The following is a 20227-nucleotide window of genomic DNA, read 5'->3' as shown; positions in this document are numbered from 1 at the left end:
TCTTTCTGGGGTCTATAGATCGAGCTCTTCAACGAATTTGGCGTTGGCTTGGATATACTCAAACCGTTTTTCCGGCTTTTTGCCCATCAAACGTTCAATGAGATCTCCGGTCTCGCCCGGCGTGTCCTCATCAACGGTGACGCGAATCAATTTGCGTGTCGACGGGTCCATTGTGGTCTCTTTGAGATCCTTGGCATCCATTTCGCCCAGACCTTTGAAACGGCTGACGTCAATTTTGCCCTTACCGCCCAATCCCTTGGCAAGCCAGAGATCTTTCTCTGCCTCATCCAGGCAATACACCCGCTTGGCTCCCTGCGTTAGGCGAAACAGCGGGGGGCAGGCCAGATAAAGATGACCGGCATCAATCAAAGGCCGCATTTGTGAGAAAAAGAACGTCATGAGAAGGCTGGCGATATGGGCTCCATCGACATCGGCATCGGTCATGATGATGACTTTTTCATAGCGCAGATCATCAATATTGAATTTTGTGCCAATCCCGACGCCCAGCGCTTCGCAGAGGTCGCTGATCTCAGCATTCGAGCCGAGTTTATTTGATGCGGCGCCCAAGACGTTGAGGATTTTCCCCTTGAGGGGCAAAAGCGCTTGGTTGACGCGATTGCGCGCGCCTTTGCCTGAGCCGCCAGCGCTGTCGCCTTCAACGATAAATAATTCCGTGCCCTCGCGGGTTTTAGAGGTGCAATCGGTGAGTTTTCCCGGCAGGCGCAGTTTCTTAGTGGCAGATTTGCGCTGCGTTTCTTTTTCCTGCCGGCGCCGCAGGCGCTCCCCAGCGCGCAGGACCAAGAAATCGAGGATTGCGCCGGCGGACTTCGTATCGGCCGCAAGCCAATTGTCGAACCGGTCACGGACGGAGTTTTCGACCAATCGTTGAGCTTCGACAGTGGCCAAACGGTCTTTGGTTTGGCCGACGAATTCCGGCTCGCTGATGAAACAAGAGACCAGCGCGCAACCGCCTGTTGTGAGGTCATCACGGGTGATGTTGCTGGCTTTGCGGTTATTGACCAACTCGCCATAGGCTTTGATGCCTTTTAAGATTGCGGCCCAGAACCCGCTTTCATGGGTGCCACCTTCCGGTGTCGGTACGGTGTTACAATAGGATTGGATTAAGCCATCACGCGATGGTGTCCAATTGACCGCCCATTCCACCTTGCCGGGCACATTGAAGCGCTCTTGAAAATCCACGGTGCCGGCGAAAGGGGCCTCGGCATAGGTGCTGGCTTTGCCCAGGGTCTCCACGAGATAGTCTGACAGGCCACCGGGAAAATGGAACGTCGCTTCACGCGGTGTTTCGCCATCATCAATCTCGGTTTTCCACCGAATTTCGACGCCGGAAAACAGATAGGCCTTAGATCGAATAGAGGCAAAGAGGCGCGCAGGTTTGAATCGATGCTTGCCGAAGATCTGTTCATCTGCATGAAAGGTGACCGAGGTGCCGCGGCGATTGGGGGCGGCGCCGATCTTGGCAATGGGACCCAGCGGGATGCCGCGGGCGAAGCGCTGCTCGTAGAGTTCCCGATTGCGGGCGACTTCGACAACCATGGAATCGGAGAGCGCATTGACCACAGAGGCACCAACCCCATGCAGGCCGCCCGAGGTTTGATAGGCTTTGCCAGAAAATTTGCCACCGGCGTGCAAGGTGCACAGGATAACCTCAAGGGCGGATTTGTCGGGAAATTTCGGATGGGGATCAACAGGAATACCGCGGCCATTGTCGCGGATGGTTACGGAATAATCTGCGTGCAGCTCAACTTCGATGCGATTGGCATGGCCTGCCACCGCCTCATCCATTGAGTTGTCCAAAACCTCAGCCACCAGATGGTGCAAGGCCCGCTCATCGGTGCCGCCGATATACATGCCGGGTCGTTTGCGCACCGGCTCGAGACCTTCCAACACCTCAATGGAGGAGGCGTCATAATCCGTATTTGCGGCCGAAGATAATAGGTCACTTGCCATTGGGCTGCTCTTTCTTTGATTGGCGGTATTCATGGCAGAAGTTGCCGGGCAAGAAAAGACCTGGCGCGCGGCGCGGTCCATATTCCTTGCCGATTTCACCACTGGTCAGACCGCTGGCTTCTGCTTAAGAGAAAGATATGAAAAAAACCTCTGCGATCACATTGGAAGCGCGATCTTTGTTGATCTTGGGACTGCCTTTGGTTGGCAGCCAAGTGGCGCAATTTGCTGTGCATACAACCGATACGTTGATGCTGGGCTGGTATTCCGTTCTGGCGCTGGCGCAGGTGACTTTGGGCGCCCAAGTCTTGTTCATCGCCTTCATCGCAACCTCCGGTTTTGCTTTCGCAATTTTGCCGATGGTGGCCAAATCTATGGCGGAGGAGGATTCGCAATCGGCCAGGCGGGCCACGCGCATGGGGCTTTGGGTGTCGACTTTGGCCGCGGCTCTATCGTTTTTGCCCATGTGGCATGCCCGCCCTCTGCTTGAGGCGATGGGTCAGGATCCCACAGTGGCACAGGGCGCGCAGGACTATCTCCGCATCGCGGGTTTTGGCCTATGGCCCGCATTGTGGGGGTTGGTGCTGCGCAGCTATCTTTCGGCGCTGGAACATGCCGGGATCGTGCTTTGGGTGTCCCTCTTTGTTTTGGTGGCCAATGCGCTGATCAACTATGCCTTGATATTTGGCAATTGGGGGCTGCCGGAGTTGGGGCTGCAGGGCGCAGCGATTGCGTCGGTCATGGCGCAAACGTTGGCTCTGCTCGGATTTGTGATCTACATCCAGCGCAATTTTCCCGAACAACAGATGTTCGCCCGCTTCTGGCGATTTGATGGCAGCGCCGCCCTGGCCGTCACCCGGCTTGCGGTGCCGATCTCAGCCACGGCCCTTGCCGAAAGTGGATTGTTTGCCGCGTCCGCCTTTATGATGGGTTGGCTCGGACATTTGGAGCTGGCGGCCCATGGTATTGTATTGCAGCTGGCGGCGTTGAGTTTCATGGTGCATATGGGATTGTCACAAGCCGGCACGGTGCGCGCCGGCAAAGCCTTTGCTCGGCAGGACTGGCCCGCGGTCCGGCGCACAGCCTGGGTGACAATGGGCTTGTCGAGCATTGCGGCCATTGTGGCCATATTCTTTTTCCTGACGAGCCCGCAGCTTCTGATCCGTGCGTTTTTGGACCCGCAGGATCCTTTGACCGCTGACATCCTACGCATCGGCACGCTCTTGTTGATGCTCGCGGCATTGTTTCAATTTGTCGATGCCGCACAGGTTGTGGCCCTGAGCCTGCTGCGCGGGTTGCAAGACACCAAAGTGCCCATGTGGATCGCCGCGATATCCTATTGGTTGATCGGCCTGCCGATCAGCTATGTTTTGGGCTTTTGGTTCGGCTTCCAAGAGGCCGGCATATGGATGGGTCTGGTCGTTGGGCTCGGACTGGCCGCGGTCTTACTTTGGCTGCGGTTTCACCGTCTGGCTGGGCGTAATCCTTAGGGCTTGTTCGTGGCCCGCTCGATTTTTTTGCGGCTCAGGATTGTTCGCAGATCATGCATGGACAATAACAGCTGATCTGTGACTCGCTCTAGATCTGCATCGCTGGCTTTTGATTGCGCCCATTGCGCGGTCAGATTGAGGTGATCAATAGTTCGTAAAATGTCATCGATTTCACGCTCTTCTAGCACGGTTTTGCGCTCTCGCATCCAGTCTGCGATCAACTTGGTTTCTTCATCGGTCAGGACAGTATCGCCCAGCGGTTTCACGGTCTCGTTGCGTATGTTAATTGCCGCGATTTGGTGCATTTCCAGCCGATTTTGGCGATTATTTCCCGGAGTCTTGAACAGGACCGCACCGTTTTCGCGGATTCGAAAAAAATACCTTGGTAGGGCAATGGTCATGGCAATAACTCAAATTAGATTAGGTTTTCACAAAATTCTTTGATTCTAGTACAGGCTTCTAAGAGCTCGGCATCTGATGTGGCATAGCTCACGCGGAAATTTGGGGATAGGCCAAAGGCGGCGCCAAAGACCACCGCGACGCCGGTTTGTTCAAGAAGCTCGGTGGCGAAGGTCTCATCATCTGTAATAACGGTGCCACTGGCTGTCTGTTTTCCAATGAGTGCGGCGATTGAGGGGTAGACATAAAACGCACCTTCCGGCGTGGGGCAGGTAATTCCCTTGGTCTCATTGAGTATTTTGACCACCAAATCGCGACGACGGCTGAAAGAGGCGTTGTTCTCGGTTAAAAATTCCTGTGGACCGTTCAAGGCTTCGACAGCCGCCCATTGGCTGATGGTGCAGGGGTTGGATGTGGATTGCGATTGAATTTTGCGCATGGCGGCGATCAGGGGCTCGGGACCGGCGGCATAGCCAATCCGCCATCCCGTCATCGCATAGGCTTTTGAGACACCGTTGCAGGTCAGCGTGCGCGGATAGAGTGCCGGCTCGACCTCGGCAGGTGTGCAAAATTTGAAGTCATCATAGGCCAGATGCTCATACATATCATCGGTCATCACCCAGACATGGGGATGGCGCAACAGAACATCGGTCAGCGCCTTTAATTCGTCCCAACTGTATCCCGCTCCGGTCGGGTTTGAGGGGGAATTGAAAATGAACCATTTGGTTTTGGGGGTCAGTGCGGCTTCGAGCTGCGCGGGGGTGAGTTTGTAATTGGTCTCTTGTGACGTTGGCGCAATCACCGGTGTGCCGCCTGCCAAGAGCACCATGTCGGGATAAGAGACCCAATAGGGTGCGGGAATCACCACCTCATCGCCTGCATTTAATGTCGCAATAAACGCATTATAGAGTGTTTGCTTGCCGCCATTTCCAACCGTCACCTGCGCTGGGCTATAGGTCAGTGAATTTTCGCGCAGGAACTTGGCGCAAATCGCCTGCTTGAGCTCGGGCATGCCATCCGGAGCGGTATATTTGGTTTTGCCCTCTGCAATGGCTTTAACAGCCGCGGCTTTGATATGGTCTGGGGTATCAAAATCCGGCTCGCCAGCTGCAAGTGCGATCACGTCACGCCCTGCTGCCTTTAATTCCGCCGCCTTGGTTGATATAGCAATGGTGGGAGAGGGTTTCACCCGTTCAAGCGCGGTAGACAAAATGGACATGACGGCCTCGTTATGCGTGTGTTCCTACAATTCTAGATAGATGTGCAGGGCTCTGCAAGGCGAAGTAATTGGAAAGAGAAAAACGATTATGGAAAATGAATCTGATACAAACTTCGATTGGTACGGTCCCGATGCAGCCACGTTTGGGGATCGTGTTCTGGGGGCGCGGGAAAAGGCTGGCATGACCCAGGCGCAACTGTCGCGCCGTCTGGGAATTAAATTGACCACTTTGCAGGCCTGGGAAGAGGATCGTTCCGAGCCGCGGGCCAATAAATTGCAAATGTTGACTGGAATGCTCAACGTGTCTTTGCCGTGGCTTCTGAGCGGTGAGGGGATCGGGCCAGAAGAGCCGAACACGGCGCCGCTGTCCGACGATATTCAAACAATTTTAATCGAAATGCGCGCAATAAAAACGGACATGAACCGTACCGCCGATCGGCTGAGTAAATTGGAAAAAAAATTAAGGTTGGCCATGAAATGATTGAGCTGCATGATCATAGGATCAAACGCCTGAAGATGCGTTCTATGCGCCGTGGAATCAAAGAAATGGACATTATTTTAAGCCATTTTGCTGAAATCGCCTTGGAGCGGATGACTGAAGAAGAGCTGGTGAATTACGACTTGTTGCTGGCAGAAAATGACCATGATCTTTATTCTTGGGTAACCGGAAGTGCCGCAGCTCCCGCAGAATTTGCGCCCATGATCGGCCAAATCGTCGCAGGTTTGCAGGGTCCATCCGTTTAAACGCATCTCGTTTAGATAATATTCGCGAATTTCCTCAATACTGCGGACCGAAGCAGTGTGAGAGGCGATCAATGAGTGGCGATTCCAAAACCGGCAAGAGTTTTATGACCCATTACTTGGAGAGTTTGGCTTTGGTCGAGCGGCTCCATCGTTTGTTGTTGGATGTTATCAAAGATGAATTTGAGCGGGTTGGGGTGATTGAGATCAACCCCGTGCAGGCTTTGCTCGTATTCAACATCGGCGACAATGAGGTCACCGCGGGCGAGCTGAAGAGCCGCGGATATTATCAGGGCTCAAATGTCAGTTACAATCTGAAAAAATTGGTGGGTATGGGCTATATGCACCATGAACGGTGCCGGGCGGACCGGCGGTCTGTGCGCGTGAGGCTGACCGATAAGGGGCAACATATTCGTGGACTTGTGAATGACTTGTTTGAGGGTCATGCGGCTGCGCTGCAATCGGAGGGGGTTTTGCAAGGCACCGGGGTCGAGGATATCAATGCAGCGCTGCGGCGGATGGAGCAATATTGGGGCAAACAGATTCGATTTATTTATTGATCCGATTGGCTCATGCTCAAAAATTCCAATTCGCGAAGTAATTTTCGGCTCATGGCGCGCTCATAATCGTCAAAACCGATGGCAACTTCGGAAAACGCGTCTGGCCCGGCCAGAACGCGATGCGCAAAATAGGCGGTCAATTCGGCAATGGACAGTTCAGCATGGGACAGCCGGGAGGTGGCATCAACGCCGATGATCAATGCGTTGATGACAATATCTCCGATCTTCTCTGGGCCGTTGACGTGATGCGGTTCTGGACCCGTGTTGTTTTTCCCATCCCCCGAAATATCCAAAGTGCGCTTCCAGCAGTCTGGCTGTTGGTTTAGAAACCCAGCTCCGACCTGTATGGCTTGACCCAAAGCGGTGGTTGGTGGGGCTTGGCGGCGGGTGGTGGACCGCAGTTGCTCGGAAACAGCCTTAAGGCGCGATGGGCTTGTTATATCTGTCCACGGGATGAGGACCCGCTGATAGTCCTGACCGCTCCATTCAAAAACCAAAATCCGGACCGGTGCATCGGGCAGGCGCATGAGACTTGCGCGGACATCATCACTGATCAAGGCGGCGGCCAGCCCCTGCAGTTGCAGCTGATATTCGGCCTCGTCAACAGATCCTGACACATCCAGGCCCAAGGCCAGGGCCTGGCGGCAGGCGGCGTCAGCGCCGGCCGAGCTTGTCACCCAAAACGTAAATGACAGAGCGGCCAGGGCTTTGCAGAGGCGACGATTCACCAATGACCGATGTTTTCCATACTCGCCCAGGGTTCGGCCACGGGCAGGTTGTCACCCTCTTGCAAGAGCTCAATCGAGATATTGTCTGGGCTGCGCACAAAAGCCATGCGGCCTTCGCGTGGCGGGCGATTGATTGTGATGCCATTGTCCATGAGATGCTGGCAGGTGGCATAAATATCTTTCACCTCATAGGCCAAATGCCCGAAATGTCGGCTGTCTGACGGCAGGCCGTCATCACCATCCCAGTTATAGGTCAGTTCAACGGGACACTCTGGTTGGCCAGGAGGAGCCATAAAAACCAGGGTGAAACGTCCAGCTTCATTGTCCCAACGGCGCGTTTCTTCTAGCCCCAAGAGGGCAAAAAAAGCGATGGAGGCGTCTAAATCGGCCACGCGGACCATTGTGTGTAGATATTTCATTTGCATTTGCCTTTATATAGTAGGTTCATCCTTCAGATTACTCCATATATAGTGTTAAGGGAATCACTCCAGATGGGGTTAACTAAGGGGATAGTGATGCTGCTGACACCAGAACAACAAGAAGAAATTGACCAGCTGCGATCAAATCCCCAGCTTACCCTGCGGGCTGTCGCGCCAGGCATGGAAGAACATCTTTACAGTGCCAAGCCTGTTTTGGACCACGGGTTTGTGCGGGTGATCGATTATATGGGCGATGATGCCGCTATCTGCCAAGCCGCACGGGTCAGCTACGGCAAGGGGACAAAATCCGTACAAAATGATGCGGGCCTCATTCGTTACCTGATGCGCCACTGGCATTCCACGCCTTTTGAGATGTGCGAAATCAAACTGCATGTGAAATTACCGGTTTTTGTGGCTCGCCAATGGATTCGCCACCGCACGGCCAATGTAAATGAGTATTCAGCGCGCTATTCGATTTTGGATCGGGAGTTTTACATTCCAGAGCCGGACTCTCTGGCTGCGCAATCGGTGGTGAACAATCAGGGCCGTGGTCAGGTTTTGCAAGGGGCCGAAGCGGCGCGGGTTTTGGAGATTTTGAAATCGGACAGCAACCGCGCCTATGACAATTATGAGTCGATGATCTCGGATGATGGGCAGGATGGTTTGGCCCGTGAATTGGCGCGCATGAACCTACCGGCGAATATTTACACGCAATGGTATTGGAAAGTTGATCTGCATAACCTGTTTCACTTCCTGCGTCTTCGGGCTGATTCTCATGCGCAATATGAAATTCGGGTCTATGCGGAGGCTATTTGTGAGATGGTGCGCGACTGGGTGCCGGCGGCCTATGGCGCTTTTGAGGATTACCGTTTGGGTGGCGCGGTGCTCTCGGCAAAATCGGTTGAATGTCTGAAGCGTATGCTTGCCGGCGAGCCTGTTACGCAGGAAGATTCAGGTATGAGCAAGGGGGAATGGCGAGAATTTGAAGCGGTGATCGGGCGTTAAACCCTAAGAGCATGACACAAAAGTAAACAGGTTGGGCGCGGCCCAACATATAGCGGATCACCGTCCGCTCAGGCTGCGGCAAGGCGCGTTTAGTCGGCGTTGCTCAGTTCACCAGCCATTTGACGCCCGTCGCGTCCTTCGACCAGCTCATAGTTTATTTTTTGGTTGTCAGCCAAGCTTGTCATTCCAGCGCGTTCGACTGCTGAAATATGGACAAACACGTCATTCCCTCCACCTTCTGGCTCAATGAACCCGAAACCTTTTGTGGTGTTGAACCATTTTACTGTGCCCAAAGGCATATCATATTCTCCCAAGTCATACCTACACGCCCGAAGAGTTGCGGGCGGCATCACGCATCTGAAGGGCAAAAATTCTCACGAATACCCTGTTTTCCAGATGCCATGTCTCTACAATTATGCGATTAAAAATAAAATCAAGGAAAATTTTATGCAACTCTATGGATTAAAAACCTGCGACAGCTGTCGCAAAGCAAGAAAAGCGCTGCAAAATCAGCAGGTCGAATATATCGATGTGCGGGAGGGGCAGGTGCCGGATGCAGTGCTTGAAGCGGCCCTCGCACAGTTTGGGGATGCTCTGTTGAACCGTGCCTCGACCACCTGGCGCGGCTTGGATGAGGTGGCCCGTGCCAGTGATCCGTTGGCGCTGCTCAAGGCGCATCCGACGCTAATGAAGCGCCCGTTGATTGTCCACGATGGACAGATGACTCTCGGCTGGAAGCCTGATGTGGCGGCCTATTATGCGGCTTTGCCGGGGGCATAGCTGCCCGATGCGATGACCGGGCAGGCTCTTGATTTATAATGGATGCGGGTTTTACAGCAAATCTGGTGGTGTGGATTCGGTTTTGAGCTCTGCCACCAGTTGATCGAGCGCCACAACTTCGCTGTTTTTGCTGCCCAAGCGGCGCATGGAGAGCGTGCGATCTGCAACCTCTTTCATCCCCACAGCGAGGATCACAGGCACTTTGGCCACGGAATGCTCGCGCACTTTATAATTGATTTTTTCGTTGCGGGTATCGGCTTCGGCCCGAATGCCCGCGGCGCGCAGGGCCGCAACCGCCTCATGAACAAATTCATCGGCGTCCGACACAATGGAAGCTACGACCACCTGACGCGGTGCCAGCCAAAGTGGCAAGCGACCGGCATGTTCTTCGATCAATATCCCGATGAACCGTTCAAAAGATCCCAAGCAGGCGCGATGCAGCATGACCGGCCTATGCTTATTCCCATCTTCGCCGATGTAGCTGGCGTCCAAGCGTTCAGGCAGAACGAAATCCACCTGATGGGTGCCGCATTGCCAATCCCGGCCAATGGCGTCTGTCAAAACAAACTCCAATTTTGGACCATAGAAGGCGCCTTCTCCCGGGTTCATCTCCGGTTCAATGCCCGCTTTGCGGGTCGCGGCCAAAAGGGCGGTTTCTGCACGATCCCAAACCTCATCAGAGCCGGAGCGCTTTTCTGGCCGATCACTGAATTTCACCCGAAAGGATTCAAAGCCGAGATCTTTGTAAACGGAGGTTAGATAGGCGATATATAGCGCCGTTTCCTCTTCGATTTGATCTTCACGGCAGAAAATATGCCCGTCGTCTTGGGTAAAGCCGCGCACCCGCATAATGCCATGCAGTGCACCGGATGGCTCGTAGCGTGCGCAGCTGCCAAATTCCGCCATGCGCAGCGGCAGATCTCTGTAGGATTTCAAGCCTTGATTGAAAATTTGAACATGGCAGGGGCAGTTCATCGGCTTGAGCGCATTGACGGCCTTTTCGCGGGCATGTTCTTCATCCACCTCAACGATGAACATATTCTCCTGGTATTTGTCCCAATGGCCTGAGGCCACCCAGAGCTTGCGGTCCACGACCTGCGGGGTGTTGACTTCAACATACCTGCCTGCGCGTTGTTTGCGGCGCATGTAATCTTGTAGCTCGGTGTAGATGGTCCAGCCGTTTGGATGCCAAAAGACCTGCCCGGGCGCCTCTTCTTGCATATGGTACAAATCCATTTCGCGGCCCAATTTGCGGTGGTCGCGTTTTGCGGCTTCTTCCAGCATATGCAGATGGGCTTTGAGCTTTTCCTTATTGGAAAATGCGACCCCATAGATGCGTTGTAGCATCGCTCGGTCGCTGTCGCCGCGCCAATAGGCGCCGGCCACATTCATCAGTTTGAACCCATCCGCGGGCACTTGCCCTGTGTGTTGCAAATGCGGTCCACGGCAGAGGTCTTGCCAGTCACCGTGCCAATACATCCGCAGCGGTTCGTCGCCAGGGATGGCGTCAATCAGCTCCACCTTATAGGGCTCTTTGGCATCGGTATAATGTTGCACCGCGCGCGCACGGTCCCAAACTTCGGCGCGGACGGCATCGCGCTTGTTGATGATTTCCTTCATCTTTTTCTCGATCACGCCCAAGTCTTCCGGGGTGAAAGGGTCTTTGCGATCAAAATCATAATACCAGCCGTCTTTGATCACCGGGCCTATGGTCACCTGAACATCGGGCCAGATCTCTTGAACCGCACGGGCCATGATATGGGCCAAATCATGGCGAATCAGCTCATTGGCTTGCGCCTCATCTTTCATGGTGTGAATGGCGATCGTGGCGTCGGTCTCAATGGGCCAAGCCAGATCAAAATGTGCGCCATTCACTGTGGCAGAAATCGCCTTCTTCGCCAAAGAGCTGGCGATATCAGCAGCCACTTCGGCGGCGGTGATGCCGGCCTCATAATGGCGGATAGAATTGTCAGGAAGGGTGAGTGAGATTTGGGCCATCACGGGCACTCCTCGTCAGTTTGGCGCCCACGGAACGCCCGGTTGCGGGTATTTGGTTCGGCTGCTGTTTGGCGGTTTTGAATTTGACTGTCAACCGCTCAAGCGGCGGGGCGCGTTGCGGCCATTATGACACAGGCCCATCAGATGGACTCGCGGGGGCGTAAAATATCATTGTCAGTGTCCATTGTGCAGCTAAAATTAGGATCAGACTTTGGGGGGCGCATGAAATTTTTAACAACGGATACGGGCCGCAAGATTGCCTATGTGCAGAGCAAGGGCATGGGGCCGGGCGTGGTGTTTTTGGGTGGGTTTATGTCCGATATGACGGGCACCAAGGCGCTGCAATTGGAGGCCTGGTGCAAGGCGGAGGGGCGCGGGTTTCTGCGATTTGACTATTCGGGGCACGGCGCGTCTTCGGAGGCCTTCACCGATGGATGCATTGGCGATTGGGCGGAAGATGCGCAGGCGGCAATTTGTGAACTCACCCAAGGCCCACAAATTTTGGTTGGCTCGTCGATGGGAGGCTGGATTTCCCTTTTGATGGCAAAGAGAATTCCAGAGCGTATTGCCGGGCTGGTGACCATCGCCGCGGCTCCAGATTTTACGGAAGATGGGTTTTGGGCAAGCTTCAATGCGGATACTCGAAAGTTTTTGGCTCAAGAGGGGCTGGTTAATATTCCGTCGGATTACGGCGATCCCTATCCGATCACCAAACGCCTCATTGAGGACGGTCGGTTGCATCTAGTTCTGCGCAGCCCGCTGCATTTGCCTTTTCCCACGCGATTTTTGCAAGGTGATGAGGATGAGGAGGTTTCCGTTGACCTGGCTCAACGCCTTTTTGCGCTTGCCACGGGCGATGATATTCAACTGCGCTTGCTCAAGGGAGGGGATCACCGTTTTTCATCTCCCCGAGCTCTGGCCTTGACCCAAGAGGCGATTACGGATGTGATTGGCGCAATTAAGGCATAATGAATTTTAGGAGATTATCGCGTGGCACAATTTTTATTAACTTATTTAGAGCAACCTCAGATGACGTCGCCAGAAGAAGGCAAGGCGCATATGGGCAAATGGATGAACTGGTTGACGGGCTTGGGGGAGGCCGTGGTTTATCCCGCTTCACCGGTGAAACGCTCCAAAGTGGTTGGCCCGGATGGAGTCAGTGATGAGCCCGTGGCCATCACCGGGTTTTTGATCGTTGAGGCAGACGATATGGAGGCCGCTGTGAAAATCGCGCAGTCCGACCCGTTCTCAGATCATGCCAAAATGGCGGTTTCAGAATTGATGGTCATGGGCGGTTGAGATTTGGTTTGCCCGCGCCGCATGGGTTTTGCGAATATCTTTGTAAGATATAGAACTATTAAGGTTAATTCCCCTCGGGAGAACTTGGCAAGCGTTTTAAAAATTGCAAGTAATGCGGCATGAATTTGGATCCGCTGGTAGTTTTACCTGACATGATGTGCGATGCGCGCCTTTTTGCGCCACAAATTGACGGGCTCTCTCACGACCGAGCTGTGATGGTTGGGCCGGTCCATTTGGGTGAGCGGGTCGAAGAGCGTGCCAGCATGATTTTGGACATGGCGCCGCGTCGTTTTGCTCTCTGCGGGCATGGGTTCGGTGGTACTGTTGCGCTGGAGATCTTGCGGCGCGCGCCCACTCGCGTGAGCCGCCTGTGCTTGATTGCGACCAATCCCATGGGCGAAACGCCGGTACGGGCGGCCGAAAGGGAGCCGCAGATCATCGCGGCGCGCACGGGGCGGCTGGAACAGGTCATCCGCGAGGAGTTGATCCCTGAGCTCCTGGCCGAGACACCCTTCAAAGCCCATATTTTCGACATGATGGTGGATATGGCACTGTCGCTCGGGCCAGATGTCTTCGTGCGCCAATCGCGGGCTTTGCAAAAGCGCCGGGATTATCAGCGGTCTCTGGCCTTAATTAAGTGCCCCTGTTTGGTGCTCTGTGGTGCTGAAGATCTAGTCACCCCGCTTCAGAGACAAGAATTCATAGCTGAATTGATTGAGCCCGCAGAGCTGGTTGTTATTGAAAACGCGGGACATATCCCGACCCTGGAACAGCCAGCGGCGACCATTTCTGCCCTGCGTCATTGGCTGACATGAGGGGTGCTATTTCTTTGAGTTGTATTTTGTGACAGATTTTTCGAGTTTGTTTTTTGCCCGATCACGCAGTTTGCGATTGGCCAAGAATTTGGTGTTTTCGGCATCTTCCGCCACAAGTTTGAGCCAGCGTTGCAGGCGCGGCACATCAACCTCTCCTGAAGCAACGGCCGCTTGCACGGCGCAGCCGGGTTCTGTCTTGTGGGCACAGTCATTGAAGCGGCAGTTTTGTTTGAGGGCGTGCAGGTCCGCAAAGGTCTCTTCCAAGCCGACAGAGACATCAGTCAGTTGGATTTCACGCATCCCAGGCGTATCCAAGACGGCGCATCCGCTGGGCAGAATGTGCAATTGCCGTCCGGTGGTGGTGTGACGGCCCTTGTCGTCGCTGGCGCGGACATCTTGGGTCGCAATGGCCTCATTGCCGGCCAGGGAATTGGTCAAGGTCGATTTGCCCACACCGGAGGAGCCCAGAAAGGCGACGGTTTGCCCGGCTTGGCACCAAGGGCGTAAGAGTTCAATGGCCTCGGGACTACGGGCGTCGAGGCAGACCACTGAGAGCTGCGGTGAAATACTTTGCGCCTGCGCTGCAAAGTCGCTGGCTTCGGTGGTCAAATCGATTTTGCTTAAAATGATGACCGGGGTAACACCGGCCTCATGGGCCATGGCAACATAGCGTTCCAACCGCGCCAGGCTGAAGTCATTGTTACAAGAGGTCACAACAAAAGCCGTGTCCAGATTGGCAGCGATCAGTTGTTCTTTGCGATCATGACCCGGTGCGCGCCGTTTGATCAAGCTTTTGCGGCTCAACAATTGACTGTTGCGCGGCGTGTCGGCGTCAAAGAGGAGCCAGTCTCCAACTGTGACGCCGTGAAGGCCCGGAATGATCATGTCGAGATCAACGCCTTGGATATGCAGCGTGTTGCGGTGCACCTGTGTGATCCGCACGGGTGGGGTTTTCGAGAGGGCGGCGGAGGTGGCTTGATCGGCAAAATACTTTGACCAGCCCAGAGCGCGCAGTTGGCCTGCTGCGTCGCGCTGGGTGGGTAGGCTCAAACTTTCGATGGTTTTTTCTTTCTGTGCTCTTGTGTGCCGGCGATAAACTCAAGCACCAAGGGGCGGATATTATTGCGCCAGCTTTTGCCCGCGAAAATACCATAGTGGCCGGCGCCCGGTTCGAGATGTGCTGCTTTTAGGGAGTCTGGCAAGCCGGTGAGCAGGTCCAGCGCGGCCAAACATTGCCCCGGCGCGGAGATATCATCATTCTCCCCCTCCACGACAATCACGGGAACGGATGTTATTTTCGAGATATCCGCATGGATTCCTTGCACATAAAATGCGTTGCGCGCCACTTCGCGTTGCTTGAAAATCCGGTGCACCGTTGAAAGGTAAAACTCAGCTGTCATATCCATCACGGCGAGATATTCATCGTAAAAGCGATTGTGTTTGTCATTGTCGCGCGCTTCGCCCTGAGCTGTGCGGATAATTTGATCGGTGAAAGCCTTGCCATGGGTGTCGCTGTTCATGGACATGAAGCTCATCAATTGCAGCAGGCCGGGATAGACCCGGCGGCCGACACCGGCATGTTGAAACCCAACTTGCTGGATCATAGTTTCTTCCAACTGCCCCATTTGAACGCGATTGCCAAAGTCGGTGACGTCGCTTGGATTGGCATCGGGATCAATCGGGCCGCCAATCAAAGTCAGGCTCGCGGGCTGCGCCTCGGGGGTGGTGGCGGCGAGATAGGCTGTTGCAACAAGCGCAATTGGTCCGGGTTGGCACACAGCGATGACATGGGTGTCTGAGCCAAGTTCTCTTATAAATTCTGCGAGATAGAGGGTGTAGTCTTCCACATCGAACTTGCCGGCGCTGACAGGAATATCGCGGGCATTGTGCCAATCCGTGATGTAGACCTCACAATCAGGCAGCAGACTGCGCACAGTGGAGCGCAGGAGCGTGGCGTAATGTCCGCTCATCGGAGCGACCAGAAGAACTTTGCGGTCCCTTGGTCTGCGGCCAGGCACGGCGAAATGGATCAAGTCGCCAAACGGCTTTGCCAATAGGGTTTCGACTTCAACCAAATGATCTTTACCATCCTCGGTTGAGACAAAATCCAAACGCCAGCCGGGCTTGACCACCATGCGCGCATAGGCCCGTTCGGTGACTTCTCCCCAAGCCGACATCCACTGAAAAGCGGGGTTAGGGACCATGGCAAACATGGGGTAGGAGGCCATCGCTTTCGCAGTTGCACCCATCCATTGATTGGTGTTCCGCAATGTTTCCATCATATCGTAAGTGGCCATATAGCGCATTGACGTTTCTCTCCTTGCATGGCGGCTATGCAACTTTATATTTTGATAATTCTAAAGTTTCATTTATGCTGCAACTGCAAACTAGGGGGCTTTTGTCGACATGACAACTGATAACGGCAGCACTGAGCTCGGATTAGAGCGATTGACTGAAAATTTACAACGTGTCGAGGCGCTGACCCAGCGGCTTTTGGCAGCGGTTTCCCATAAAAAACCCGTGCGACCCGCCTTGCAGGGGCCCGGCCACGATCTGTTTACCAAGGCCGCAACAGCCTATGTCACGGAGATGATGAGCAATCCATCCCGTATGATCGAGCAACAAATCGCCTATTGGGGGCAATCTTTACAGCATTTCGTCGACAGTCAAAGCGCGCCAGCAGATCGCAGATTCTCTGATCCGTTGTGGAATGAGCACCCTTATTTTAATTTTATTAAACAGCAGTATTTGCTCAATACCAAGGCGATGGAAACGGCCGTTGCGCAGATGGACAATCTCGACACCCGTGAGCGGCAAAAGTTGGATTTCTTTAGCCGCCAGATCATGGATATGTTCAGCCCAAGCAATTTTCTCGGGACAAACCCGCAGGCCTTGGCCCGGGCGGTTGAGACCGATGGGGAGAGCCTCGTGCGGGGGTTGGAAAATCTTGTGCGAGATATTGAGGCCAATAATGGCGATCTCATGGTGACTCTGGCCGATCAAGGCGCCTTTGATGTCGGCAGCAATATCGCGACGACGCCGGGTAAAGTTGTGTTCCGCAATCATCTGTTTGAGCTGATTCAATATAGTCCCACCACGCAAACGGTGCAGGAAGTGCCTTTGGTGATCTTCCCGCCCTGGATCAATAAATTCTACATCATGGATCTGCGGCCAGAGAATAGCTTGGTCAAATGGATCGTCGATCAAGGCTTCACGCTATTTGTGGTCAGCTGGGTTAATCCGGATGCGTCGATGCGCGACACGGGTGTCGAAACCTATATTGAGGATGGGTTTCTGACGACAATTGAACAGGTCAAACAGATTTGCGATGTGCCGCAGGTCAATGCCACGGGCTATTGTATAGGCGGCACAACCTTGTCCATAACCTTGGCGCTTTTGGCGCAGCGCGGCGACACATCGGTGAAATCCGCCACCCTGTTTACCACTCTGACAGACTTTTCCGATCAGGGGGAGATGTCGGTGTTCTTGGGCAATGACTTTGTGGATGGAATCGCGGATGAGGTGGAGGAGCATGGCATCTTAGATAAATTCTTCATGTCGCGGACCTTTTCCTTTTTGCGCTCGAATGATCTGATCTACGGCCCCGCAATTCGTCATTATATGATGGGGGAGACACCGCCGGCGTTTGATCTGCTGTATTGGAATGGCGATGGCACCAACCTGCCAGGCCGTATGGCGATCGAGTATCTGCGTGGGCTTTGCCAAAAGAATCAATTCGCCGATGGCGGGTTTGAGGTCTGCGGAGCGCGGCTGCACTTGAGCGATATTGACGTGCCGGTCTGCGCAGTGGCCTGTGAGACAGATCATATTGCCGCCTGGGCACAATCCTACCGGGGTGTGCAGCAAATGACCGGGGCTGACCGCTATTTTATCTTGGCTGAATCTGGTCATGTTGCGGGCATCATCAATCCGCCGCAGCGCAATAAATATGGCTATTACACCCAGAAGTCTTTGGCCGAGAGCCCAGAAGCTTGGCAGTCTTCGGCGGCTCATTCCACAGGCAGCTGGTGGCCTGCTTGGAAAGACTGGTTAATGCTGCAAAGCGGCAATAGCATCAAGGCGCGCAAGCCAAAATCTCCTAAAGGACTGAAGTTGGGCAATGCGCCTGGGCAGTATGTGTTGAAATAATTTATGCTGCAGTGCAGAAAATACTTGCAATGCCGCAACGCAGCATCTAAATAGGTGTCAGAGAGAAAACACGCTTGAGGATTAAGCACATGACAAAAACACCTGATTACACCGCGATGTTCAAAGACATGATGGGTAAATTCCCAGTAGATATGTCTGCTTTTGAAGATGCCTACAAAGCTCAAGTGGCTTTTGGCGAAAAAATGTCTGCAGTTGCTTTGGAAGCTGCGATGAAATCGGCCGAGATTTCTTCTGCTTGGACAAAAGCTTCTTTGGAAAAAGTTGCTGACTTGTCAAAAGTAAACGCAGATCCTGCCGCTGCCGCGCAGACATTGACAGATTTTGCATCTTCTTCCGCTGAAATGGCTGCTGAAAACATGGCTGCTATGGCCGGTGTTGCGAAAAAAGTGCAACTGGACTCCGCTGAGTTGATGATGGCTGCTGGCAAAGAAGTGAGCGCTGAAGCTACAGCTGCCATGAAAAAAGCCGGTAAAGCTGCAAAAGCTGCCTGAGTTACGATAAAAAGTTAGGTTTATCTGTCCTCCCAAATTTAGATGAACCGGTATTGAAGGGCGCAGCGTTTGCTGCGCCCTTTCTTTTTGTGCTGCGTTTGCATAGCATTGCCGCAGTGCCGCGCAAATGCGGTGAGTCGCTGCAAAGGGCTGGGATATGAGCAAGAAAACACAACCGCTTCTGATTAAGCGTTATGCGAGCCGGCGTTTATACAACACCGAATCAAGCGATTATGTGACTCTGGATGATATTGCCGGGTTCATTCGAGATGGACGCGAGGTCCAGATCATTGATCTAAAATCTGGCGATGATCTGACGCGGCAATATTTGCTGCAAATTATAGCCGAGCACGAAAGCCGTGGTGAGAATGTATTGCCGGTGGATGTGCTGACGGATTTGGTGCGCTCCTACGCCTCCCAAGCCACATCGATTGTACCGCAATTTCTTGCGGCCAGCTTTGAGATGCTGCGCGATGGGCAATCCAAAGCCATGGAAAATCTCACAGTGGTCAATCCTATGACCGCCATGCCAGGCTTTGAGATGATGAAGGCTCAGCAAGAGGCATTTATGAAGGCGATGACCGGCGGTCTGGCTGGCTCAACCCCGACCAGCCGTCCTGACAGCCGCGCCAATGAAAGCGCCGATGATCTGAACGACATCAAATCGCAATTGGCGGAGCTGCAAGAAAAATTGTCGAAATTATAAGGTAATGTCGGGCGGAAGACCCCGCCCGACGCGACGACTAGGCCACTTCACGGAACACTTGTTTCAAAGCCGCTTCCAGCTTTTCAAACATCTCATCGATATGGCTCTCGGTAAAGATGAACGCCGGGCAAAGCACGATAGATTGCCCCAAAGGTCGACAGATCAACCCGTGATCGGTGCAGGTGTTCGCGATCCGCTCACTGACAGACAACTCTGCGGCGAAGGGGGTTTTGCTCCCCTTGTCTTGCACGGCCTCCAATGCCCCCATCAAGCCCTTACCTCTTGCCTCACCGATATTTGGATTTTCAAGGAGCCGCTGCATATGCGCTTCGAAATAGGGGGTTAGGCGGCGCACATTCTCAGCCAGCCCTTCATTCATGATGACATCAATGGCTTTCAATGCAATGGCGGAGCCAACCGGATGGCCGGATGCGGTGAACCCATGCGGGAATTCCTCAATCGCCTCTGAAGCTGCTTGCAAACGCTGGGTCAATTGCGGGCCAAGAATGACCGCCCCCATGGGGAAATATCCAGCCGTGAGGTTTTTGGAGCTGATGATGGCATCCGGTACAAACCCATAGGCCTCGCATCCCCAAGTATGCCCCGTGCGCCCAAAACCGCAAATCACCTCATCGGAAATCAATGGGATACCATATTTTTGCAATATGGGTTGAAGCGCCTGAAAATAGCCCTCTGGCGGTGGAATCACCCCGCCTGCGCCCAGCACTGGTTCTGCAAAGAAACCGGCAATCGTGTCTGCGCCCTCGCGCAGGATCATCTCTTCCAATTCAGCCGCAAGCCGCGCGGTGAATTGCGCCTCCGTTTCGCCTGGCTGGCCTTCTCGCCAATAATGCGGACAGGTCAGATGCAAAAAGCCGGGCAAAGGCAGGCCGAAGACAGAGTTATAGGGCTTGCCGGTCATAGATGCCGAGACCGCCGTGACGCCATGGTAGGCATTCTTGCGGGTAATAATTTTGCGTCGCTGATCATGGCCTTCTGACCCGTGCAGAAACCAAAGCATTTTGACCATCGTGTCATTGGCTTCAGAGCCAGAGTTGGTGTAAAACACCTTGCCGCTCTCAAAGGGGGAGACCTCAACGAGCTTTTCCGACAGCATCACAGTTTGGTCGGACATTCGGCCAAAAAAGGCGTGATAGCCGGGAAAGCGGTCATATTGATCCTTGGCGGCCTGTGCGAGACCGGCATGATCAAATCCGGCAACCATATTCCAAAGGCCAGAGTTGGCATCTAAAAATTGTCGGCCGTGCACGTCAAAAACATAGGGGCCGCGGCCGTGGGTGAGGACCGTTGCACCGCGGTTTTCAATCGTTGGTAAATCGGTGAAGCCGTAGAAGGAATGGGCATCAGCCCGTGCTTCCCAGCTGTTCGGAGATTGGTCTTTCATAGGGGGACCTTTGCTTGGAGGGACCGGAGGGCAG

22 protein-coding genes are annotated in these 20227 nt (G+C 53.9%); 12 read left to right on the top strand and 10 right to left on the bottom strand.

The annotated features are described in order from the left end of the window. Positions 1 to 12: 12 nt before the first annotated feature. The gene (gene parE, locus RCA23_RS14310; protein ID WP_044051621.1) at positions 13 to 1971 is read right to left on the bottom strand and encodes a DNA topoisomerase IV subunit B; all 1959 of its coding nucleotides are present in this window, start codon (positions 1969 to 1971) and stop codon (positions 13 to 15) included. 137 nt (positions 1972 to 2108) lie between these two features. Between parE and RCA23_RS14305 the strand changes: the two genes are divergently transcribed. Further along, complete coding sequence (locus RCA23_RS14305; protein WP_044050880.1) at positions 2109 to 3458, top strand: MATE family efflux transporter; 1350 nt, start codon at positions 2109 to 2111, stop codon at positions 3456 to 3458. Here the strand turns inward: RCA23_RS14305 and RCA23_RS14300 are convergent. Further along, positions 3455 to 3859: a hypothetical protein gene (locus RCA23_RS14300; protein WP_044050879.1), complete on the bottom strand. Its 405-nt coding sequence runs from the start codon at positions 3857 to 3859 to the stop codon at positions 3455 to 3457. The two genes, RCA23_RS14305 and RCA23_RS14300, sit on opposite strands and share 4 nt — an antisense overlap. Positions 3860 to 3873: 14 nt before the next feature. Continuing rightward, the gene (locus tag RCA23_RS14295) at positions 3874 to 5076 is read right to left on the bottom strand and encodes a pyridoxal phosphate-dependent aminotransferase (RefSeq protein WP_044050878.1); all 1203 of its coding nucleotides are present in this window, start codon (positions 5074 to 5076) and stop codon (positions 3874 to 3876) included. Between the two features lie 88 nt (positions 5077 to 5164). Here RCA23_RS14295 and RCA23_RS14290 point away from each other — a divergent pair, with 88 nt between their 5' ends. The 3 genes from RCA23_RS14290 (at position 5165) to RCA23_RS14280 (ending at position 6377) form a co-directional block, all read left to right on the top strand. Continuing rightward, positions 5165 to 5557, top strand: coding sequence for a helix-turn-helix domain-containing protein (locus tag RCA23_RS14290; protein WP_044050877.1), 393 nt, complete (start codon positions 5165 to 5167; stop codon positions 5555 to 5557). Further along, the gene (locus RCA23_RS14285; protein ID WP_044050876.1) at positions 5554 to 5820 is read left to right on the top strand and encodes a succinate dehydrogenase assembly factor 2; all 267 of its coding nucleotides are present in this window, start codon (positions 5554 to 5556) and stop codon (positions 5818 to 5820) included. Before RCA23_RS14290 ends, RCA23_RS14285 begins: the two co-directional genes overlap by 4 nt. A 71-nt stretch (positions 5821 to 5891) precedes the next feature. After that, a complete protein-coding gene (locus tag RCA23_RS14280; protein ID WP_044050875.1) occupies positions 5892 to 6377 on the top strand; it encodes a MarR family winged helix-turn-helix transcriptional regulator in 486 nt (161 codons plus the stop codon). Here the strand turns inward: RCA23_RS14280 and RCA23_RS14275 are convergent. Both RCA23_RS14275 and RCA23_RS14270 read right to left on the bottom strand, forming a co-directional pair. Beyond that, positions 6371 to 7105 carry a DUF1194 domain-containing protein gene (locus RCA23_RS14275; RefSeq protein ID WP_236631370.1) on the bottom strand — a complete coding sequence of 245 codons (735 nt, stop codon included), beginning with the start codon at positions 7103 to 7105 and terminating at the stop codon, positions 6371 to 6373. The genes RCA23_RS14280 and RCA23_RS14275 overlap by 7 nt on opposite strands. Beyond that, the gene (locus RCA23_RS14270; protein ID WP_044050874.1) at positions 7102 to 7530 is read right to left on the bottom strand and encodes a VOC family protein; all 429 of its coding nucleotides are present in this window, start codon (positions 7528 to 7530) and stop codon (positions 7102 to 7104) included. The genes RCA23_RS14275 and RCA23_RS14270 overlap by 4 nt, the downstream gene beginning before the upstream one ends. A 90-nt stretch (positions 7531 to 7620) precedes the next feature. Between RCA23_RS14270 and thyX the strand changes: the two genes are divergently transcribed. After that, the gene (gene thyX, locus RCA23_RS14265) at positions 7621 to 8529 is read left to right on the top strand and encodes an FAD-dependent thymidylate synthase (protein WP_044050873.1); all 909 of its coding nucleotides are present in this window, start codon (positions 7621 to 7623) and stop codon (positions 8527 to 8529) included. A gap of 89 nt (positions 8530 to 8618) precedes the next feature. On the opposite strand, the gene RCA23_RS14260 is transcribed toward thyX, so the two are convergent. Beyond that, a complete protein-coding gene (locus RCA23_RS14260; RefSeq protein ID WP_044050872.1) occupies positions 8619 to 8828 on the bottom strand; it encodes a cold shock domain-containing protein in 210 nt (69 codons plus the stop codon). A gap of 148 nt (positions 8829 to 8976) precedes the next feature. On the opposite strand from RCA23_RS14260, the gene RCA23_RS14255 reads away from it, so the two are divergent. Next, positions 8977 to 9309, top strand: coding sequence for an ArsC/Spx/MgsR family protein (locus RCA23_RS14255; RefSeq protein WP_044051619.1), 333 nt, complete (start codon positions 8977 to 8979; stop codon positions 9307 to 9309). Between the two features lie 51 nt (positions 9310 to 9360). Here the strand turns inward: RCA23_RS14255 and thrS are convergent, their stop codons facing one another. Next, positions 9361 to 11307 (bottom strand): threonine--tRNA ligase, encoded by a 1947-nt coding sequence (gene thrS / locus RCA23_RS14250; protein ID WP_044050871.1) that lies wholly within the window; start codon positions 11305 to 11307, stop codon positions 9361 to 9363. A gap of 222 nt (positions 11308 to 11529) precedes the next feature. On the opposite strand from thrS, the gene RCA23_RS14245 reads away from it, so the two are divergent. The 3 genes from RCA23_RS14245 (at position 11530) to RCA23_RS14235 (ending at position 13421) form a co-directional block, all read left to right on the top strand. Then, positions 11530 to 12276 (top strand): alpha/beta fold hydrolase, encoded by a 747-nt coding sequence (locus RCA23_RS14245; RefSeq protein WP_044050870.1) that lies wholly within the window; start codon positions 11530 to 11532, stop codon positions 12274 to 12276. Between the two features lie 21 nt (positions 12277 to 12297). Next, entirely contained in the window at positions 12298 to 12606 is a 309-nt protein-coding gene (locus RCA23_RS14240) for a YciI family protein (protein ID WP_169701427.1), read from the top strand. 119 nt (positions 12607 to 12725) lie between these two features. Further along, positions 12726 to 13421 carry an alpha/beta fold hydrolase gene (locus RCA23_RS14235; RefSeq protein ID WP_044050869.1) on the top strand — a complete coding sequence of 232 codons (696 nt, stop codon included), beginning with the start codon at positions 12726 to 12728 and terminating at the stop codon, positions 13419 to 13421. Between the two features lie 6 nt (positions 13422 to 13427). Here the strand turns inward: RCA23_RS14235 and rsgA are convergent, their stop codons facing one another. Continuing rightward, positions 13428 to 14471, bottom strand: a complete 1044-nt coding sequence (gene rsgA / locus RCA23_RS14230) for a ribosome small subunit-dependent GTPase A (protein ID WP_236631369.1) — start codon at positions 14469 to 14471, stop codon at positions 13428 to 13430. Continuing rightward, on the bottom strand, positions 14468 to 15727 hold the full coding sequence (gene phaZ, locus RCA23_RS14225) for a polyhydroxyalkanoate depolymerase (protein WP_044050868.1): 1260 nt from the start codon (positions 15725 to 15727) through the stop codon (positions 14468 to 14470). The genes rsgA and phaZ overlap by 4 nt, the downstream gene beginning before the upstream one ends. A gap of 100 nt (positions 15728 to 15827) precedes the next feature. Here phaZ and RCA23_RS14220 point away from each other — a divergent pair, with 100 nt between their 5' ends. From RCA23_RS14220 to phaR, 3 genes are all read left to right on the top strand, one after another. Continuing rightward, entirely contained in the window at positions 15828 to 17570 is a 1743-nt protein-coding gene (locus RCA23_RS14220; protein WP_044050867.1) for a PHA/PHB synthase family protein, read from the top strand. Positions 17571 to 17659: 89 nt separating this feature from the next. After that, on the top strand, positions 17660 to 18082 hold the full coding sequence (locus RCA23_RS14215; protein WP_044050866.1) for a hypothetical protein: 423 nt from the start codon (positions 17660 to 17662) through the stop codon (positions 18080 to 18082). A gap of 157 nt (positions 18083 to 18239) precedes the next feature. Further along, a complete protein-coding gene (phaR, locus tag RCA23_RS14210) occupies positions 18240 to 18788 on the top strand; it encodes a polyhydroxyalkanoate synthesis repressor PhaR (protein ID WP_044050865.1) in 549 nt (182 codons plus the stop codon). A 37-nt stretch (positions 18789 to 18825) separates the two neighbouring features. Here phaR and RCA23_RS14205 read toward each other — a convergent pair whose 3' ends face one another. Further along, positions 18826 to 20193, bottom strand: a complete 1368-nt coding sequence (locus tag RCA23_RS14205) for an aminotransferase (RefSeq protein ID WP_044050864.1) — start codon at positions 20191 to 20193, stop codon at positions 18826 to 18828. Positions 20194 to 20227 lie beyond the last annotated feature (34 nt).

Origin of the sequence: Planktomarina temperata RCA23, from assembly GCF_000738435.1 — a bacterium.
In the GTDB taxonomy this organism is placed as follows: Bacteria; Pseudomonadota; Alphaproteobacteria; order Rhodobacterales; family Rhodobacteraceae; genus Planktomarina; species Planktomarina temperata.
Note: the sequence above shows the minus strand (reverse complement) of the source record. Positions and strands in the feature narration are given on the sequence as shown.

What these genes read in the sequence shown, in the direction of transcription:
- RCA23_RS14300 (WP_044050879.1), bottom strand. Translation starts at nt 3,859, where the DNA reads ATGACCATTGCCCTACCAAGGTATTTTTTTCGAATCCGCGAAAACGGT.
- RCA23_RS14305 (WP_044050880.1), top strand. Translation starts at nt 2,109, where the DNA reads ATGAAAAAAACCTCTGCGATCACATTGGAAGCGCGATCTTTGTTGATC.
- parE (WP_044051621.1), bottom strand. Translation starts at nt 1,971, where the DNA reads ATGGCAAGTGACCTATTATCTTCGGCCGCAAATACGGATTATGACGCC.
- RCA23_RS14255 (WP_044051619.1), top strand. Translation starts at nt 8,977, where the DNA reads ATGCAACTCTATGGATTAAAAACCTGCGACAGCTGTCGCAAAGCAAGA.
- RCA23_RS14220 (WP_044050867.1), top strand. Translation starts at nt 15,828, where the DNA reads ATGACAACTGATAACGGCAGCACTGAGCTCGGATTAGAGCGATTGACT.
- RCA23_RS14245 (WP_044050870.1), top strand. Translation starts at nt 11,530, where the DNA reads ATGAAATTTTTAACAACGGATACGGGCCGCAAGATTGCCTATGTGCAG.
- RCA23_RS14290 (WP_044050877.1), top strand. Translation starts at nt 5,165, where the DNA reads ATGGAAAATGAATCTGATACAAACTTCGATTGGTACGGTCCCGATGCA.
- thyX (WP_044050873.1), top strand. Translation starts at nt 7,621, where the DNA reads ATGCTGCTGACACCAGAACAACAAGAAGAAATTGACCAGCTGCGATCA.
- RCA23_RS14260 (WP_044050872.1), bottom strand. Translation starts at nt 8,828, where the DNA reads ATGCCTTTGGGCACAGTAAAATGGTTCAACACCACAAAAGGTTTCGGG.
- phaR (WP_044050865.1), top strand. Translation starts at nt 18,240, where the DNA reads ATGAGCAAGAAAACACAACCGCTTCTGATTAAGCGTTATGCGAGCCGG.
- thrS (WP_044050871.1), bottom strand. Translation starts at nt 11,307, where the DNA reads ATGGCCCAAATCTCACTCACCCTTCCTGACAATTCTATCCGCCATTAT.
- phaZ (WP_044050868.1), bottom strand. Translation starts at nt 15,727, where the DNA reads ATGCGCTATATGGCCACTTACGATATGATGGAAACATTGCGGAACACC.
- RCA23_RS14235 (WP_044050869.1), top strand. Translation starts at nt 12,726, where the DNA reads ATGAATTTGGATCCGCTGGTAGTTTTACCTGACATGATGTGCGATGCG.
- RCA23_RS14215 (WP_044050866.1), top strand. Translation starts at nt 17,660, where the DNA reads ATGACAAAAACACCTGATTACACCGCGATGTTCAAAGACATGATGGGT.
- RCA23_RS14285 (WP_044050876.1), top strand. Translation starts at nt 5,554, where the DNA reads ATGATTGAGCTGCATGATCATAGGATCAAACGCCTGAAGATGCGTTCT.
- RCA23_RS14270 (WP_044050874.1), bottom strand. Translation starts at nt 7,530, where the DNA reads ATGCAAATGAAATATCTACACACAATGGTCCGCGTGGCCGATTTAGAC.
- RCA23_RS14295 (WP_044050878.1), bottom strand. Translation starts at nt 5,076, where the DNA reads ATGTCCATTTTGTCTACCGCGCTTGAACGGGTGAAACCCTCTCCCACC.
- RCA23_RS14280 (WP_044050875.1), top strand. Translation starts at nt 5,892, where the DNA reads ATGAGTGGCGATTCCAAAACCGGCAAGAGTTTTATGACCCATTACTTG.
- RCA23_RS14205 (WP_044050864.1), bottom strand. Translation starts at nt 20,193, where the DNA reads ATGAAAGACCAATCTCCGAACAGCTGGGAAGCACGGGCTGATGCCCAT.